Consider the following 16,929-nt stretch of genomic DNA (forward strand, 5'->3'; position numbering starts at 1 on the left):
GCAATACACCGCCACACTGCCAAGACCCGCATCCCGGCACGCCCGCACCACCCGCACCGCGATCTCACCACGGTTAGCGATCAGCACCTTGCGCACGGTTCACACCCTCCCTGGCGGCCCTGGCGAGCGGCGGCCGCCCTCGGCCACCCCAGGAGTCTACGACCGCGCACCCCGGCCCGATGGGGCGGCACAGTGTCCCGGGGCGCTGAACACCATCGCGCTGACGTCGCCCGATGCCGTCCGCCCTCGGCCTCCGTGCCCCGAACCCGCCACTGGCAGCCGCTTGCAGCCCAGGATGCCGACCTTCCCGGCCAGGGCCGGATGTCCCTTCAAACGGCAGAATCGCTGGACGGTCCGTCACCGCACGGGGACCATTGAACGCGCCAACAGCTCCCGGACAGCATCCGGCCGCTCCAGGATCCAAGTGAATGAAAACGGCGCCGATACCAGATGGAAGCGCTGGTCAAAAAGGGTGCGCCCCGCACGAGCGGGGATGGTCTCTGATCGCGCCGACTGCCAGGATCGGGCCTGTGGTGCGCCCCGCACGAGCGGGGATGGTCTCCTGGACGGCCTGTTCCGCATCGAACTCGACGGTGCGCCCCGCACGAGCGGGGATGGTCCGCACGCTGGCGACGCCAGCGGCCAGGAGTGCGTGTGCGCCCCGCACGAGCGGGGATGGTCCGAGGTGGACCGTGACCACGCCCGCAGCGAGCTGGTGCGCCCCGCACGAGCGGGGATGGTCCCTGCTCGTCCACCCAGTACGCCATCAGGCCGCGGTGCGCCCCGCACGAGCGGGGATGGTCCGGTGAGGAGGGACTGACGAGACGCCCACACACCGTGCGCCCCGCACGAGCGGGGATGGTCCGGGGATGCGGGCCTTGCTCTCAGGATGGTTCGTAGTGCGCCCCGCACGAGCGGGGATGGTCCCCCCGAGGTCGCCACCGCACTGGGCAGCGCCCGGTGCGCCCCGCACGAGCGGGGATGGTCCCCCGTTGCTGGTCTCCAGCAGCGTCTTCAGCTCGTGCGCCCCGCACGGGCGGGGATGGTCCCCTCGGCGGCGGCGACGCGGTCGAGCTGACCGTGTGCGCCCCGCACGCGCAGGCAGGAACCAGAAGCCGGCATCAGGCCGCTGACCTGGTTGATACGTGGGATGTCGGGTCCCGTAGCGGGGTTCGGCCCGTGAGAGGGCCGCGCCTGCGGGACGCGGCGTCAAGCGCCCGCCCGCGAAGCAGCCGGACGCTTGACGTTCGGGGCGCCGCTCGTCGCCCACCGGCCGCGACGGCCGTCACGAATCGGTGTCACAACCCGTGACCGTTCTCAGTTCGTCGTCGGCTTCCCGGCTCCTGGGCACATGCCGCGCGAGCCGGGCGCCTGATGCTGCGGAGTGGTCGTCGCCTCGCCCACGTACACGCCGCAGTCCGGACACTTGGCCGACAGAATGTAGTCGAGTCTCATACCGCCTCCAGGGGCTTGAACGCCGAGGACGCGGAAGGCTCCTCTCCGGCCCGCAGCGCGTGGAGGAAGTACAGCCACGACTTGGCGCCGTTGTGGAACACCACTTCCACCCCGGCCGGTTTCGTGCTGACCGGGTCCGCCGACAGTGCGCCGAGCGCCTTGATCTCGGTGTTGCCGGAGTTGGCGATCAGGGCCAGCAGGTAGCCTTCCACGTCCACGATCCGTACCCGGCCGCTCATCGTCTGCAACTCGTACGGTGTCGCCGCGGCGGGCGGCTCGCCGTGCTCGATCCGCTCGGGCTCGCTGAACGGGTTGCCCCCGGGCGGTGAGATCGCGACGGCTTGCAGGAACACCCGGGCGTCGTTGCTGAACCTCAGCATCAGGCCGAACCGCCGGTCGGCGTCGCCCAGTTCCTCAAAGGTCCGAGTCTCCGAGACCACCGGAGAGGCGTCGGCCACGACCAGGTCGCGAACGAACGGAATGAAGCGGTGAAGACGCATGCCAGCACCCTACGGGGTTTCCGCCGCTGGAAACCTCATCCCTGGGACGTTCCTGCACGTCGGGCAATCGGTTGCCGCCGTCGCTCCACTGGGTGTTCAGGCGGTCCAGCCCAAGCGGCCGCGGACGGCGGCCGCGATGTGGTGGCGCCACAGCCAGGCCGGGAGTCGGTGGCGCGGGACGTAGGTCCACAGGTCGTCGTCGGCTTCGTTGCCTCGTGGGTGGGCGCGCAGCAGGTCCAGGCAGCGGCGGTCGGCTGTGCGGTGCAGGCGGGCGGTGTGGGCCAACGCGACGACGCCTTGGCGGCGCAGGTTCGGGTCCGCGGCGGCCAGGGCGCGGGCGACGCGGGGCAGCACCTTGTGCGGGTCGGGGTGGTGCAGCGCGAGTGCGATGACCGCGACCCCGGCTCCGGGGGCGCCGCGGTCGAGTGCGGCATCGACCTCCGCCGGGTCGGGTGACCAGTCGAGCGGCTGGTAGACGCGCCGGGGCCGGTCGCGATCCAGGTCTTCGGGCGGTTCCACGGGGCGAGCGTAGTCGTGAGCGGCGCGGCGTACGGGGGGTGGCCGGAAGGCGGGCGGGCTCGGCCCTCGGGGGCGCCGGGCCGGGGAGCCGTCCGCGTGGTGCGCGAGGCGGTGGCCGCCGAGCGTCCGAGAGCGCCGCGCGGCCACAGCATCGGCGGCCGCGCCGGGCCGGACGGACGACGCCTTGCCCCGGCGGCGCTCCGCTCGGCCGGACGGCGAAGGCCGCCTGCGCTTTCAACGCCCCAGTCCGCCCGCAGCGGAACGGGCGGTTCCGTCGGGCCCGCCCCGGCGCGCTAGCGGGGCCAGGCGCTGGCGCGCCAGGCGCCGGGGCCGGGGTGGAGGGCGGGGCGGGTCAGGCGGGAGCGGTCGCGCCAGGCGGAGGCCGGGCGCTCGCGGGTGTCGGACGCGCCCCGGGCCGCGCGGGAGCGGGCGGTCAGGGTCAGCGCGGCGACGAGGGCCGCGATCTCCTCCGGGGCCAGTTCGCCCCGGACCACCCGCAGGAACGGAGCGCCCGCCGGTGCGGACTCGTGATCATCCACCGTCGTGTCCCTCTCAACTCGGCCGCTTCCGGGCCGGTCCCCACCCTGTGGACGAATTCGGGCAGCCGAGATCGTACACGTGGGGGGAAACCCCTTGATTCAAGCCTGGCATAAGGCGTCACCTGCGGAGAAGTCTCTGCGGGCGGGCTGTGGACAGCTGTGGACAAGGCTGTGGATAACGTGTGGACAGCGTGCTCGGGACGGTGTGCGGACGCCCGGTGCGCCGGATTCCGAACCGGGGTGGTCGGCCGCCTCGGTGCCGCTTCCGTTCTTCGTCCGATCGGGCCATGAGCGGCCTCGTCCCACCACGCCGCTCAAACCGTCCGCCGGTTCCTCGCGAGACGCCGTCCACCCGTCCCTCGGGGCTCTGCGCAGGAGCCGCTCTTCCGGTCCACCAGCTCCGGGCAGACGCCGACCCGGACCTCGAAATCCTCGCGCAGGGCGGAGCTGAGCCCGTCCCGTCCGCCGACCGGCCCACCCGTCTCAAAGCGGGATATTGCCATGCTTCTTCGCCGGGAGCGTCTTCCTCTTGTTGCGGAGGGCGCGCAGGGCCCGGGTGATCTGGACGCGGGTCTCCGACGGGAGGATGACGGCGTCGACGTAGCCGCGCTCGGCGGCGCTGTACGGGTTGGCCAGGGTGTCCTCGTACTCCTGGATCAGCCGGGCGCGTTCGGCCTCGGGGTCGTCGGCGGCGGCGAGGGTCCTGCGGTGCAGGATGTTCACGGCGCCCTGCGCGCCCATGACCGCGATCTGGGCGGTGGGCCAGGCGAGGTTGACGTCGGCGCCCAGGTGCTTGGAGCCCATCACGTCGTAGGCGCCGCCGTACGCCTTCCTGGTGATGATGGTGACCAGCGGGACGGTCGCCTCGGCGTAGGCGTAGATCAGCTTGGCGCCGCGCCGGATGATGCCGTTCCACTCCTGGTCGGTGCCGGGCAGGAAGCCGGGCACGTCCACGAAGGTCAGCACCGGCAGGTTGAAGGCGTCGCAGGTGCGCACGAAGCGGGCCGCCTTCTCGGAGGCGTCGATGTCGAGCGTGCCCGCGAAGCTCATCGGCTGGTTGGCCACCACGCCCACCGGGTGCCCCTCCACCCGGCCGAAGCCCACCACGATGTTCGGCGCGAACTGCGCGTGCACCTCCAGGAAGTCGGCGTCGTCCAAGACGTGCTCGACGACCGTGCGCATGTCGTAGGGCTGGTTGGCGGAGTCGGGGATGAAGGTGTCCAGCTCCCGGTCCTCGTCGGTGGTCTCCAGCACCGCGTCGACGGGCTCGACGGGCGGGTCCTCCAGGTTGTTGGCGGGCAGGAAGGACAGCAGCGACCTGACGTAGTCGATCGCGTCCTGCTCGCCGTCGGCCATGTAGTGCGCGACGCCGGACCGGGTGTTGTGCGACCGCGCGCCGCCCAGCTCCTCGAAGCCGACGTCCTCTCCGGTGACGGTCTTGATCACGTCGGGCCCGGTGATGAACATGTGCGAGGTCTGGTCGGCCATCACGATGAAGTCGGTGATCGCCGGCGAGTACACGGCGCCGCCCGCGCACGGGCCCAGCACCAGCGAGATCTGCGGGATGACGCCCGAGGCGTGCACATTGCGCTTGAAGATCTCCGCGTACAGCCCGAGCGCGACCACACCCTCCTGGATCCGCGCGCCGCCGGAGTCGTTGATGCCGACGATCGGGCAGCCCGTCTTCAGCGCGTGGTCCATCACCTTGACGATCTTCTCGCCGAAGACCTCGCCCAGTGAGCCGCCGAACACGGTGAAGTCCTGGCTGAAGACCGCGACCGGCCGCCCGTCGACGGTGCCGTGGCCGGTGACGACCCCGTCGCCGAACGGGCGGTTGCCCTGCTGGCCGAAGTCGTGCGCGCGGTGCCGGGCCAGCCCGTCGAACTCCACGAAGGAGCCGGGGTCGAGGAAGGCGTCGATGCGCTCGCGGGCGGTCATCTTGCCCTTGGCGTGCTGCTTGTCCACCGCACGCGCCGAACCGGCGTGCACCGCCTCGTAGCGGCGCCGCTCCAGGTCGGCGAGCTTCCCGGCCGTGGTGTGGATGTCGATCCGGTCGGCCGGCAGCGGTTCGGGAGCCTCGGTAGCCATGGCCGACAGCGTATCGAGCCCGCTCCCCGGGCACCCCGGCAGCTCAGGCCCGCCGGTACGCGGTGCCGGCCCGGTCCCGCACCAGCAGGCCCTCGTCCACCAGGGCGCGGCGCAGCCGCGGGACGTCGTCGAACCAGCGCCGGCACACCTCGTTCACCTGCGGCTCGGTGTAGGACTCGCCCGGCGGGAACGACTCCGCCACCACCGCCAGCACCCGGGCGCGCACCGCCGGGTCGCGCGGGACGGACCGCAGCCGCCCCTCGTGGACGTGGCCGCCGCTGCCGCCGCGCTGCCCCGTGCGCAGCGCTTCGGCGCGGGCCGCCTCGCGGAAGGACTCCGCCCGCACCGTGTGGCCGCCGGTCCGCTCGTCGCGGGCGGCCAGGCCGCCGCTCACCAGCCGGTGCAGTGCGGCGGCCGCCGCCGCCGGACGCAGTCCGGCGCGTTCGGCCACCTCGGAGGCGGTGGTGGCCCCGAGCACCAGGGCGGCGAAGGCCGCCCGGCGGTCCGGCTCGGCCAGCAGCCCGGCCAGGGCGCCGCCGGAAGGGGAACGCGTCTGCGGTACGGTCGCGGATTCCGTCGCCATCAGGGCACCTCCAGAGCAGTCGGGTCGTCCTCCACCGATAACACGGGCGCGCACGCCACCGGAACCGGTTATTCGGCGGTCACGGCCCGGCCGCGCCGGGACCGGCGATCACCGCCCGGACGCGTCCGCCTCGCTCGGCCCCGCCGCGCCCCCCGGGCCGCCCAGCAGGGCGGACAGGTCCTGGCGGCCCTTGGCGCCGAGTTTGGCGTAGGCGCGGTGCAGGTGGTTGTCGACGGTGCGGGCGGCCAGGCCGAGGCGTTCGGCGATCTCGGTGGTGCGCAGGCCGGCCGCGGCGAGCCGGGCGATCTCCAGTTCCCTGCGGGTCAGCTCGGGGGCGCGCAGGGCGGCCAGTGCCGGGGTGTCGACCCCGGGGCAGCGGCCGGCGGCCAGGGCGGCGCGGGCGGCCGAGGCGCGGGCGGCGCCCTGGCGGCCGGCCAGCCGGTGCGCGGCCGAGGCGCGCGCCGCCGCCTCGGCGGCCGGCAGGTCCGCGCCCAGCTTCTCGAAGGCGGCGGCCACCCGGTCCAGGCCGGCGCCGTCGCGGTCCGCGGCGGCCCGGGCGTGCTCGGCGTACAGGCGGGCCGGCGCCCCGCCGACGCCGGCGGCGGCCGCCGCCAGCCGGTCGGCGACCAGGCGGGGCCGGCCCAGCCGGACCACGTCGTGCAGCGCGATCAGCTCGTAGCCGACCGCACCCTCGGCCTGGGCGCGGGCCGCGCAGTCCAGGGCGTGGTCCACGCCCGCGGCGGTGTCGCCGCCCATCGCCAGCACCCAGGTGCCGGCCAGCTCGCCCCACAGGGTGAACAGGTCCAGGCCGCGCCGCCGGGCGGCCCGGGCGTCGGCCAGCGCCCGCCCGGCCAGGGCGTGGTCGCCGGCCAGCGCGGCGGCGTGCGCCAGCTCGGCATTGACCAGGAAGCCCAGGCCCGGCTGGGCGGCGCCGAGCGCGCGGCCCTCGCCGAGCGTCCTGACGGCCTCGGCCGCCCGGCCGCGCAAGCGTGCGAGCTGCCCGGACATGAAGCAGCTCGCCACCGCGAGCAGTTCGGAGCCGCCGGGGCCCGCCGCCTCCACACCCTGGCGCACCCCCTCGGCCACCGCCGCCGCCTCCGGGAGGTCCCCGGCCAGCACATGCGTGTAGTACTCGGCCATCCGCAGCGTGCCGTCCAGCCACGGGGACGCCGCCCGGCCCGACGCCACCAGCTCCCGGCCCCGCCCGGCGGCGGCCAGCGCCGCCGCCGGCCGGCCGCGGCAGGCGTGGGCGAAGGCGCCGGCCAGGTGGGCGTGCGCTGCGTGCTCGGCGCCCGGCTCCCCGGCCAGCAGTCCGTCCAGCACCTCCAGGCCGCGCCGGGTCTGCCCGGTCAGCACCAGCACGGTGCCGTGCAGCATCCGCAGCAGCTCGCGGGCGTCCGGCGCGGTGGCGGCCGGCACCACCGCGTCCAGCAGGTCCAGCGCCTCCGCCGGACGGTCCAGGCCGTAGAACAGGTTCGAGGCGCGGGCGGCCACCCCCGCCGCCCACTCCTGCTGCGAGGCGGGCTCGGCCGACAGCAGGTCCAGCGCCGACTCGGCCTCCCGCTCCTGGGCGGCCGCCACGTGCGCGTCCGCCAGCAGCCGCACCGCCTCGTCGCCCCCGCCGGCCTGCACGGCGGCCCGGGCGAGCCGCTGGGTCAGCCGCAGGTCGAAGCCGGTCCAGGCGTGCCGGGCCGCGCGCAGCATCAGCCCGGGGTCGACGGCGCCGCCGCTGTCCAGCCGCCACAGCGCCACCCGCAGCGCGTCGTCGCGCCGCCGCGCCCCCAGCCCCTCGACCAGCTCGGCCAGCTCGCGGCGGCGGGCCCGGCCCCGGGTCACCGGCATGGTGGCCCGGATCGCCTCGGCGTGCAGCGGATGGCCCAGCCGCACCTCCACCCGGCGGTCCTCCTCCCCGCGCTCGCCGCGGTCCACCCAGACCAGGCCCTGCACTTCCAGCCGCTCCACCGCCTCCGGCGGCACCGCCCGCTCCAGCAGCGCCAGGCCGACGGTGCCCGCGCAGGCCAGCAGCTCCAGCGCGTGCCGCTCGGCCCCCTCCAGCCGGTCCAGCCGGGCGCCGATCAGCTCCAGCAGCCGCGGGGCGAGCGCCCACGGCCCGTCCCAGCCCCAGCCGCCGCCGTGCCGGCGCAGCGCGCCCGACTCGCGGCCGGCGGCCACGGTCTCGCGCAGGAACAGCGGATTGCCCAGGGTGGTCCGCCACAGCCGCGCCCGGGTGGCGGAGTCGACGGGGGCGTCCAGGGCGGCGGCGAGCACCCGCTCCATCTCCTCGCGGGTCAGCGGGCCCAGCTCCACCCGGGCCACCGGGCCGTCCCGCCAGAGCGCGGCCAGCGACTCGGCGACGGGCTCGCCGGTCCGCACCGTGCCGAGCAGCCGGGCCCGCCCCGTGCGCACCAGCTGCCCGAGCAGGGCGGCCGAGTGCCCGTCCAGCAGGTGGGCGTCGTCGGCCTCCACCAGCAGCGGCCGCGGATCGACGGGGTCCAGCAGCGCCTCGGCGGCCGCCCGCAGCGGGTTGCCGCCGGTCAGCGCGGGCAGGTCGGCGGGCAGCAGCCCGGACAGCGCGCCGAAGGGCACGGAGGCGGTGCCCGGATCGGCCATGGCTCGCCTGACCAGGAAGCGGGCCGGGCCGGCCAGCGCCAGCGCCTCGCGGACCAGCCGGGACTTGCCCACCCCCGCCGCCCCCGCCACGACGGCGCCCCCGCCCGGCTCCGCGGTGAGCGCCTCGACGACGCGGGAGAGCGCGGCGGTGCGGCCCACGAACGGCCAGTCGGCGCTCACGCGCGCAGGATAACAAGGGACGCCCGGCCCGCCGGTGGAATCCGGCGGACCCGGGACGGCATCGTCAGGTGGCGGACGGCGGGGCGCCGCGGCCCCGCCGTGCGGCCGGGCGGCTCAGCCCGGCTCGCGCAGTGCGTACAGGTTGAAGCCGACCGGCTGCTGCGCGGTGAAGACGCAGGCGTCGTGGCTGTAGGTGCCGCCCGGGCAGAAGCCGTGGCCCCAGGTGTAGACCATGTCCACCGGGCCCAGCACCACCTGCTCGCCCTGGGTCATCTCGTAGACGCAGTCCACGCCCGAACCGCCGTAGGGCTTGGTGCACGCGCCCAGGTAGACGCCGCCGACCGTCACGTCCACACCGCCGTCGGACTCCGGCGACAGGTGGACGACCAGCTCGTACACCTCGGGGGCGGCCGGCTCGACCACCTGGGGAACCTCCGGCTCGGCGGGCGGGGCCTCCGGCTCGGGCGGGACCTCCGGCTCGCCGCCCGTGCCGCCGCCGGCTCCGCCGGTGCCGCCACCGCCGGCACCACTGCCGTCGGTGCCGCCGCCCGAGCCCTCGGTGCGACCACCGCCGCCGGAACCGCCCTCCTCCGGATCGCCGGTCTCCTCGGTGCGCTCCTCCGGCTCGCTCTGCTCGCTCGCCGCGCCGCCGCCCGGCACCGGGGAGCCGTTCCCGGACCGCGGCGCGGGATCGGGCCCCGGCAGCCATTCCGGCAGATCCGGCAGCCAGCCGCCGCCTCCGCCCTCCGCCCCGGACTCTTCGGGCAGCGGGCCGCCGGAGCCGCTCGGGCTCCCGGACGCGATCCCGCCCGGCAGGCCGAAGGCGAACAGCAGGCCGCCCAGCAGCATCATCAGCAGCAGCGCCCCGCCCAGTCCGGGGCCGCGCCCGGACCGCGCCTTTACCCGGCTCCGGCCCGCCGGGGCGGGCGGCGCGGGGACCGGCCGGGGCAGCCCGGGACCCCGCGGCGGCGCAGGACGCCGGCCCGGGGCGCCGGGGCCGGACGGCATCTCGGCGGTCTCCTTCCCATCCGCCTTGCCGTTCGGCCCCGCCTTGCCGTTCGGCCCCGCCTTGCCTTCCGGCCCCGCCTTGCCTCCCGGTTCGCCTCCCGGCTCCGCTTTGCCGCCTGGCTCGGCTCTGCCTCCCGGCTCCGCCCCGGACTCCGATTTCGCCTCGGTCTCCGGCTCCGCCCCGGCTTCGGGCTTCGCCTTCGTCCCCGGCTCCGCGTCGAGCCCCGGCTCGGTCTTGGTCCCCGGCTCCGCGTCGAGCCCCGGCTCGGTCTTGGTCCCCGGCTCCGCCTCGAACCCCGGCTCGGTCTTGGCCGCCGCCTCCGCCAGGCCCGTCTCGTTCGCCACCAGCTCCAGCCGCTCGTCCAGCCGGGCGGCGGCCTCGGGGGAGAGGACGAACGGGAGGACGCGCACCGCCTCCATCAGCTGGCGCCGCTCGCCGCGTGCCCGGCACTCCTCGCACCGGCGCAGGTGGGCGGCGATCCCCTCCAGGTGCTTCGCCGGGATCGAACCCGCCGGGTCGCGCGCCCCGGCGGCCAGGTCCAGCAGGGCCGTCAGCTCCGGGCAGCGCTCGACCGCCAGCCCCGGATCGTTGGCCTCGATCCTGGCCACCTCGTCCACGTCCGCGCGCAGCATGACCCGCAGCGCGCCGACCAGCTGGGCGTAGCCCCGGCTCCTGGCCTTGTCCCGGGCGGCGGTGGTGCCGCGTGCGGCGCCGGCCGCGCCGTCCAGGTCGCGCCGGAGCAGGTCCTCGATCAGCTCGCGGGTCCGCGGCGTCAGGTGGGCCATCGCCCGCTCCACCAGGCGCCGGGCGCGGCGGTCCCTGGCCTGCCGGAACTGGTCGGCGAGGAAGGACAGGTCCTGGGGGTCCACCTCGCCCAGCGGCACGGCGGCCGGGCGGTGGTACCGGCGGCAGGCGCGGATGGCGGCGGTCCGCGCGTAGCCGCCGAAGTTGTCGAGGGCTTCGCCCCGGTCGCGCTTGTTGCGCAGCGCGACCAGCAGCCGCTCGGCGGTGTCGCCCAGGGCGTCCTCCACGGCCGCCGCGTCGTCGCGCAGCTCGGTGGCGCAGATCCGGGCCAGCACGGGCCGGTGCGCCTGGAACAGCTCCACGAAGGCGTCCGACCAGGCGGACTCGGGGGTGTCCCGGCGCAGCAGCATGCCGATCAGCGCGTTCTCGCGCTCCGGGGTGAGTGGGGTGCGGGCGGTCATGACGACACCTCCGCGGCGTGCTCGGAGCCGACGCCGGCGGCCGGCCCGGCCGGCCGGCCCGACGGCACCGGATCCACCAGGGTCTCCATGAGGGGGACGAGGAAGGCACTCATCGCGCTTTCCCTTCGGTCGGGACGCGCCGCGGTGGCGCGCTCTGTTGTCCAAAGAGAGGCGCCGCCGCCCGGTTTCCTGACAAAACGCAGGTCAGCGGCCTGACGGGGTCAGAGGAAGCGGGGGAAGTACTCCTCGTACACGAAGATCCCGGAGCCGGAGTCGAAGGCGGCGGGGAAGTGGAAGATGTGGTCCTCCGCCGGGCAGTGCGTCACCTCGCGGCCGTTGCCCATGAAGAACAGCGCCCGGCAGCCGACGCAGCGCCGCCAGCCGCCCTGCTTGGCGAAGCCCGACAGCGGGGCCAGGAGATTGGACTCGATCCGGAAGGTGCGCACGGACGGGGTGTGCCCGGCCGAGTTGTTCGGGCAGACGCCCGGCCCGCCGCCGAAGAAGGCGCCCTTGCAGGTCTGGCACCACTTCAGCGCCAGCATGCCGAAGGAGTCCTGGCCGGGGGCCGGCCGCTCGTCCACGAACCAGTAGTGGGCGCTGCCGTCCTGCTGGTGGTTGTGGTCCCACCAGTGGTGCACCGGGCAGTGCCCGTTGTCTCCGCCGAAGGCGAACCACATGCCCTGGCAGCGGCCGCACCAGCGGAAACCCGTGTCGGTGCCGGCGGCGGCCGGCGCGGCTGCCGTGCCCAGGGCCAGGCCGGTGCCGGCCAGCAGGGCGGTGGCGATCAGCGCTCTGCGGTCCAGCACCCGCTCGTCGGATCGGGCGTCCACGGGCACCTCCACGCCGCTCGGCACGTCCTTGCGGGCAGGCTGCCACCGCGGCGGGGACCTGTCGTGAGCAGTGCGGTACTCAATTCGCCTCCAGCCCTGGCCGCTTCAGGCCGCCGCCGGACGGCTCCACCGCCCGACGCCGTGCGCCGCCCGTCCCGCCACGCCCGGGAACCCGTACACGGCGCCCGGAAGCGGCCCAACCGAGCGAAGCGCGCCGAATTGCGGTAACACTGGCAGCATGACCCCAGACACCGAGGTCGCGCCCGCGGTCCAAGCGCGGGGGCTCACCAAGCGGTTCGGCGCCAAGACCGCCGTCGGCGGCGTCGACCTCGACATCCCGCGGGGCAGCTTCTTCGGCCTGGTCGGCCCCAACGGCGCGGGCAAGACCACCAGCATGTCGATGATGACCGGCCTGCTGCGGCCCGACTCCGGCACGGTCCGCATCCTCGGCCAGGACGTCTGGCGCGACCCCGTCGGCATCAAGTCGCGGGTCGGCGTGCTGCCCGAGGGGCTGCGGCTGTTCGAGCGGCTGTCCGGCCGCGAGCTGATCGGCTACACCGGGCGGCTGCGGGGTCTGGCCGCCGACGTGGTCGGGCTGCGCGGCGGCGAGCTGCTGTCCGTGCTCGGGCTGACCGCCGACGCCGACAAGCTGGTGGTCGACTACTCCACCGGCATGCGCAAGAAGATCGCGCTGGCCGCCGCGCTGCTGCACAACCCCGAGGTCCTCTTCCTGGACGAGCCCTTCGAAGGCGTCGACCCGGTGTCGGCCGGCACCATCCGCGAGGTGCTGCACCGCTTCACCCGCTCCGGCTCCACCGTGATCTTCTCCAGCCACGTGATGGAGCTGGTGGAGCAGCTGTGCGACCACCTCGCGGTCATCAACCACGGCCGCGTGGTCGCGGCCGGCCCGCTGGACGCGGTGCGCGGCGGCGCCTCGCTGCACCAGGCGTTCCTGTCCCTGGTCGGGGTGGCCCCGCGCGGCGACGGCGAGGAGGAACTGGCGTGGCTTGGGTCTTCGTCCGGCTGAAGGTCAGCCTGATCGCCGGCTCCCTGCGCGGCTCCACCGGCCGCACGATCGGCTTCGTGGCCGGCCTGGTGCTCGCCGCCGCGCTGGGCATCGGCGGCTTCGTGCTCACCTCGATGATGCGCCTGATCCCCGAGCAGGCCGAGCACGTCGGCGTGCTGCTGAGCTTCTTCCTGGTGGCGTCGTGGATCGCGCTGCCGCTGATCCGCTTCGGGGTGGACGAGACCCTGGATCCCACCCGGCTGGCGCTGCTGCCGATCCGGCCGCTCACCGCCGCCGTCGGGCTGCTGGCCGCCTCGGCCACCGGGCCGGTGCCCATCGCCTGCCTGCTGGTGCTGCTCGGCATGGCGGTCGGCCTGTCCGGCGGCCCGCTGTCGATCGTGGTGGGCGTGCTGGCTGCGCTGTGCGTCTTCGCGCTGTGCATCGTGGGCAGCCGCGCCGTGACCGTCTCCATGGCCGGGCTGCTGCGCAGCCGCCGGGGCGGCGACATCGCGCTGCTGGCGGGCGTCGGGGTGTTCGTCGCCTTCCAGTTCGCCAATATCGCGCTGCAGCGGGCCAGCTTCGGCGACACCACCGCCTTCCTCGCCGAGTTCGCCGAGCCGCTGAGCTGGACGCCGCCCGGTATGGCCGCCGCCGCGATCACCGCCGCTCGCGACGGCCGGCCGCTCGCCTCGGCCGCCCTGCTCGCGGCGGCGGTCGGCACCGTGCTGCTGCTCGGCTGGTGGTGGCACCGGCTGCTGGCCCGCTCGCTGGTCACCTACGACGCCTCCACCCAGAGCGGCGGCACCCGCCGCGGCGCCGGCTTCGGCACCCGCATCCCGTGGGTGTCGGCGCGCACGGCGGGCGCGGCCGCACGCGAACTCCGCTACGCCTGGCGCGACCCCCGCCGCAAGGCCAACTGGATCATGGCCCTGGTGGTGGCCGGGATCGTGGTCTTCAGCACCACCGGCGCGGTCGCCGACGCGATCGACCTCCAGACGATGGTGCTCACCATCTCCGTCACCGCCACGATCGTGGGCATGCAGGGCGCCAACCAGTTCGGCCAGATCGGCGGCTCACTGTGGATGCAGGCCGTCGCCACCGAGCGGCTTGACCAGGTGCGGGCCGACGTGGCGGGGGTGAACCTCGCCATCGCGATCATCGGCGTCCCCATCCTGGTGCTGGTCGCGGCGGCGATGGCCGTGGTGTCGGGGGAGTACGCCGCGCTGCCCGGCACGCTGGCGGCCGGGCTGGCCGTGGGGGGCGTCGCGCTCGGCCTGGCCAACCTGGCCAGCGTCTACATCCCGTACCGGCTGCCCGAGCGGCGCAGCAACCCCTTCGCCGGACCCAGCGGCGGGCAGGGCCTGACCATCATGCTGGGCAGCATGGTCTCGCTGCTCGGCACCGCCCTGCTGTCCACACCGGTCACCTACGCGGTGCTGAACCTGGACGAGGGCTACGGCCCGCTGCTGCTGGCCGCCGGCGCCTGCTACGGCGCGGCGGTCGCCTGGGCAGGACGCCGGCTCACCGGGCGGCGCGCCTACGCGCGCTACCCCGAACTGCTCGCCGACCTGGCCCGGGCGAGCTGAGCCGCGCCGGGCGCGCCGCGCCCGGAGAAGCCCGCCGCACCGAGAGTTCTTCCGCACGTCACCACCGGTTCGCCGACCGCGCCCCGCAATGGTCTGGACCACGCTCGCTAAGGTGATCGGTATGGCTGACTCCTCCGTGCTGTCTTCGCACCAACCGTCCCGGCCGGCCGAGGGCGACGCGGCCGGGGCCGTGGGCGCCGAGCGCGACAGCGCCCGCCAGCAGATGCCCGACCCGCTCCGCGCCGACGTGCGCCTGCTCGGCGCCATGCTCGGCACCGTACTGGAGCAGTACGGCGGCCCCGAGCTGCTGGAAGACGTCGAACGGCTGCGCCGCGCCGTCATCGACGTGCGCGGCGCCCGGGCCGACGACGCCGCCGTGGCCGAGCTGGTGGCCGCCTGGCCGCTGGAGCGCGCCGACGAGGTCGCGCGGGCCTTCACCGTCTACTTCCACCTCACCAACCTGGCCGAGGAGCACCAGCGGATCCGCTCGCTGCGCCGCCGCGACGACTCCGCCGGGCCGCCTCGCGAGTCGCTGGCCGACACCGTCGCGCGGATCCGCGAGGGCGAGGGCGAGGAGCGGCTCACCGAACTGGTGGACTCGATGGAGTTCCGCCCGGTGCTGACCGCGCACCCCACCGAGGCGCGCCGCCGCGCCGTGGCCACCGCCATCCAGCGCATCAGCCTGCTGCTCGGCGAGTTCAACGACCCCCGCAACGGCAGCGCGGAGACCAGCGAGATCCGCCGCCGGATGCTGGAGGAGATCGACCTGCTGTGGCGCACCGCCCAGCTGCGCAGCACCAAGCTCGACCCCCTCGACGAGGTCCGCACCGCGATGGCCGCCTTCGACGAGACCATCTTCCGGGTTGTCCCGGCCATCTACCGGGCGCTGGACACCGCGCTCGACCCCGCCGGGGCCGGGCTGCGCCCCGCCCTGGCGCCGGCCTTCGTCCGCTACGGCAGCTGGATCGGCGGCGACCGCGACGGCAACCCCTACGTCACCCACCAGGTCACCCGCGAGGCGATCAGCATCCAGTCCGAGCACGTGCTGCGCGCGCTGGAGAACGCCGCCGTGCGCATCGGCCGCTCGCTGACCGTCGCCGAGGAGTCCACCCCGCCCAGCGCCGACGTGGCCGGCGCGCTGGCCGCCGCCCAGGCGGCGCAGCCCGCCCTGCTCGCCCAGCTGGCCGCCCGCTCGCCGCAGGAGCCGCACCGCCAGCTGCTGCTGTACGCGGCCGAGCGGATCCGGGCCACCCGCGAGCGCGACGCCGACCTCGCCTACCGGGGCCCCGAGGAGCTGCTGGCCGACCTGCGCACCGTGCAGGAGTCGCTGGCCGGGGCGGGCGCGGTCCGCCAGGCCCACGGCGAGCTGCAGCACCTCATCTGGCAGCTGGAGACCTTCGGCTTCCACCTCGCCGAGCTAGAGATCCGCCAGCACAGCGCCGTGCACGCCCGCGCGCTGGCCGAGCTGCGGGCCGGCGGCGACCGCTCGGCCGAGACCGAGGAGGTGCTGGCCACCCTGCGCGTCGTCGCCTGGATCCAGGACCGCTTCGGCGTGGACGCCTGCCGCCGCTACGTGGTCAGCTTCACCCGCTCCGCCGACGACGTCGCCGCCGTGTACGAGCTGGCCGAGCGCGCCATGCCCGCGGGCAAGGCGCCGGTGCTGGACGTGGTGCCGCTCTTCGAGACCGGTGAGGACCTCGCCGCCTCGCCCACCGTGCTGGACGGCATGCTCGCGCTCTCCCCGGTCGCCCACCGGCTGGAGAGCACCGGCCGCCGGATGGAGGTCATGCTCGGCTACTCCGACTCCGCCAAGGACGTCGGCCCGGTCAGCGCCACCCTGCGCCTGTACGACGCCCAGGCGAACCTGGCCGCGTGGGCCCGGCGGCACGGCATCACCCTCACCCTCTTCCACGGCCGGGGCGGCGCGCTGGGCCGCGGCGGCGGCCCGGCCAACCGGGCCGTGCTGGCCCAGGCGCCCGGCTCCGTCGACGGCCGGTTCAAGGTGACCGAGCAGGGCGAGGTGATCTTCGCCAGGTACGGCCACGGCGCGATCGCCCGCCGCCACGTCGAGCAGGTCGGCTCCGCCGTGCTGCTCGCCTCCACCCGCGAGGTGCGGGAGCGCGCCGAGCGCGCCGCCGAGCGCTTCCGCGCGCTGGCCGACCGCATCGCCGAGTCGGCGCACCGCAGCTACCGCGAGCTGATCGACACCGAGGGCTTCGCGGCCTGGTTCGCGCAGGTCTCGCCGCTGGAGGAGATCGGCGAGCTGCGGCTGGGCTCCCGCCCGGCCCGCCGCTCGGCCGCGCGGGGCCTGGACGACCTGCGCGCGATCCCGTGGGTCTTCGCCTGGACCCAGACCCGGGTGAACCTCCCCGGCTGGTACGGCCTGGGCAGCGGCCTGGCCGCCGGCGGCGACCTGGAGGAGCTGCGCGCCGCCTACGCCGAGTGGCCGCTGTTCGCGTCGCTGCTCGACAACGCCGAGATGAGCCTGGCCAAGACCGACCGCCAGATCGCCGCCCGCTACCTGGCGCTGGGCGACCGCGCCGACCTCACCGAGCGGGTGCTGGCCGAGTACGACCGCACCCGCGAACTGGTGCTGCGCGTCACCCAGCACACCCGGCTGCTGGAGAACCGCACCGTGCTCTCGCGCGCGGTCGACCTGCGCAACCCCTATGTGGACGCCCTCTCCCACCTCCAGCTGCGGGCGCTGAAGGCGCTGCGGGCCGGAGTGGCCGACGACGCCGAGCGGGTCCGGGTGCAGAAGCTGCTGCTGCTCACCGTGAACGGGGTCGCCGCGGGCCTCCAGAACACCGGCTGACGGA

12 protein-coding genes and 1 CRISPR repeat array are annotated in these 16,929 nt (G+C 75.3%); of the genes, 3 read left to right on the top strand and 9 right to left on the bottom strand.

Translation table 11 applies throughout. The features are described from left to right. From CLV72_RS00005 to CLV72_RS00045, 9 genes are all read right to left on the bottom strand, one after another. Positions 1-96, bottom strand: a 96-nt coding sequence (locus CLV72_RS00005; protein WP_146159292.1) for a biotin carboxylase N-terminal domain-containing protein, incomplete at its 3' end; no start/stop codon positions are given. Positions 97-472: 376 nt separating this feature from the next. Then, a CRISPR array of direct repeats spans positions 473-1,049; the repeat unit is 28 nt; unit sequence GTGCGCCCCGCACGAGCGGGGATGGTCC. A gap of 402 nt (positions 1,050-1,451) precedes the next feature. Next, positions 1,452-1,955, bottom strand: a complete 504-nt coding sequence (locus tag CLV72_RS00010; RefSeq protein ID WP_106237060.1) for a hypothetical protein — start codon at positions 1,953-1,955, stop codon at positions 1,452-1,454. A 96-nt stretch (positions 1,956-2,051) separates the two neighbouring features. Then, a complete protein-coding gene (locus CLV72_RS00015) occupies positions 2,052-2,474 on the bottom strand; it encodes a hypothetical protein (protein ID WP_106237063.1) in 423 nt (140 codons plus the stop codon). Positions 2,475-2,767: 293 nt separating this feature from the next. Beyond that, positions 2,768-3,013 (bottom strand): acyl-CoA carboxylase subunit epsilon, encoded by a 246-nt coding sequence (locus CLV72_RS00020; RefSeq protein ID WP_106237065.1) that lies wholly within the window; start codon positions 3,011-3,013, stop codon positions 2,768-2,770. A 483-nt stretch (positions 3,014-3,496) separates the two neighbouring features. After that, positions 3,497-5,101: an acyl-CoA carboxylase subunit beta gene (locus tag CLV72_RS00025; protein ID WP_106237068.1), complete on the bottom strand. Its 1,605-nt coding sequence runs from the start codon at positions 5,099-5,101 to the stop codon at positions 3,497-3,499. A 43-nt stretch (positions 5,102-5,144) separates the two neighbouring features. After that, positions 5,145-5,684 carry a DUF2087 domain-containing protein gene (locus tag CLV72_RS00030; RefSeq protein WP_106237071.1) on the bottom strand — a complete coding sequence of 180 codons (540 nt, stop codon included), beginning with the start codon at positions 5,682-5,684 and terminating at the stop codon, positions 5,145-5,147. A gap of 108 nt (positions 5,685-5,792) precedes the next feature. Next, positions 5,793-8,474: a helix-turn-helix transcriptional regulator gene (locus CLV72_RS00035; protein ID WP_106237075.1), complete on the bottom strand. Its 2,682-nt coding sequence runs from the start codon at positions 8,472-8,474 to the stop codon at positions 5,793-5,795. Positions 8,475-8,588: 114 nt separating this feature from the next. After that, positions 8,589-10,688, bottom strand: coding sequence for a hypothetical protein (locus CLV72_RS00040; protein WP_106237078.1), 2,100 nt, complete (start codon positions 10,686-10,688; stop codon positions 8,589-8,591). A 221-nt stretch (positions 10,689-10,909) separates the two neighbouring features. Continuing rightward, positions 10,910-11,518, bottom strand: a complete 609-nt coding sequence (locus tag CLV72_RS00045) for a hypothetical protein (RefSeq protein WP_146159293.1) — start codon at positions 11,516-11,518, stop codon at positions 10,910-10,912. A 238-nt stretch (positions 11,519-11,756) separates the two neighbouring features. Here CLV72_RS00045 and CLV72_RS00050 point away from each other — a divergent pair, with 238 nt between their 5' ends. From CLV72_RS00050 to CLV72_RS00060, 3 genes are all read left to right on the top strand, one after another. Then, positions 11,757-12,545 carry an ABC transporter ATP-binding protein gene (locus CLV72_RS00050; protein ID WP_106237085.1) on the top strand — a complete coding sequence of 263 codons (789 nt, stop codon included), beginning with the start codon at positions 11,757-11,759 and terminating at the stop codon, positions 12,543-12,545. Next, a complete protein-coding gene (locus CLV72_RS00055; protein ID WP_106237088.1) occupies positions 12,521-14,110 on the top strand; it encodes a hypothetical protein in 1,590 nt (529 codons plus the stop codon). The genes CLV72_RS00050 and CLV72_RS00055 overlap by 25 nt, the downstream gene beginning before the upstream one ends. 223 nt (positions 14,111-14,333) lie before the next feature. Beyond that, the gene (locus CLV72_RS00060; RefSeq protein WP_106240892.1) at positions 14,334-16,925 is read left to right on the top strand and encodes a phosphoenolpyruvate carboxylase; all 2,592 of its coding nucleotides are present in this window, start codon (positions 14,334-14,336) and stop codon (positions 16,923-16,925) included. The last annotated feature ends 4 nt before the right edge of the window (positions 16,926-16,929 follow it).

Origin of the sequence: Allonocardiopsis opalescens (assembly GCF_003002095.1) — a bacterium.
Lineage (GTDB): Bacteria > Actinomycetota > Actinomycetes > Streptosporangiales > Streptosporangiaceae > Allonocardiopsis > Allonocardiopsis opalescens.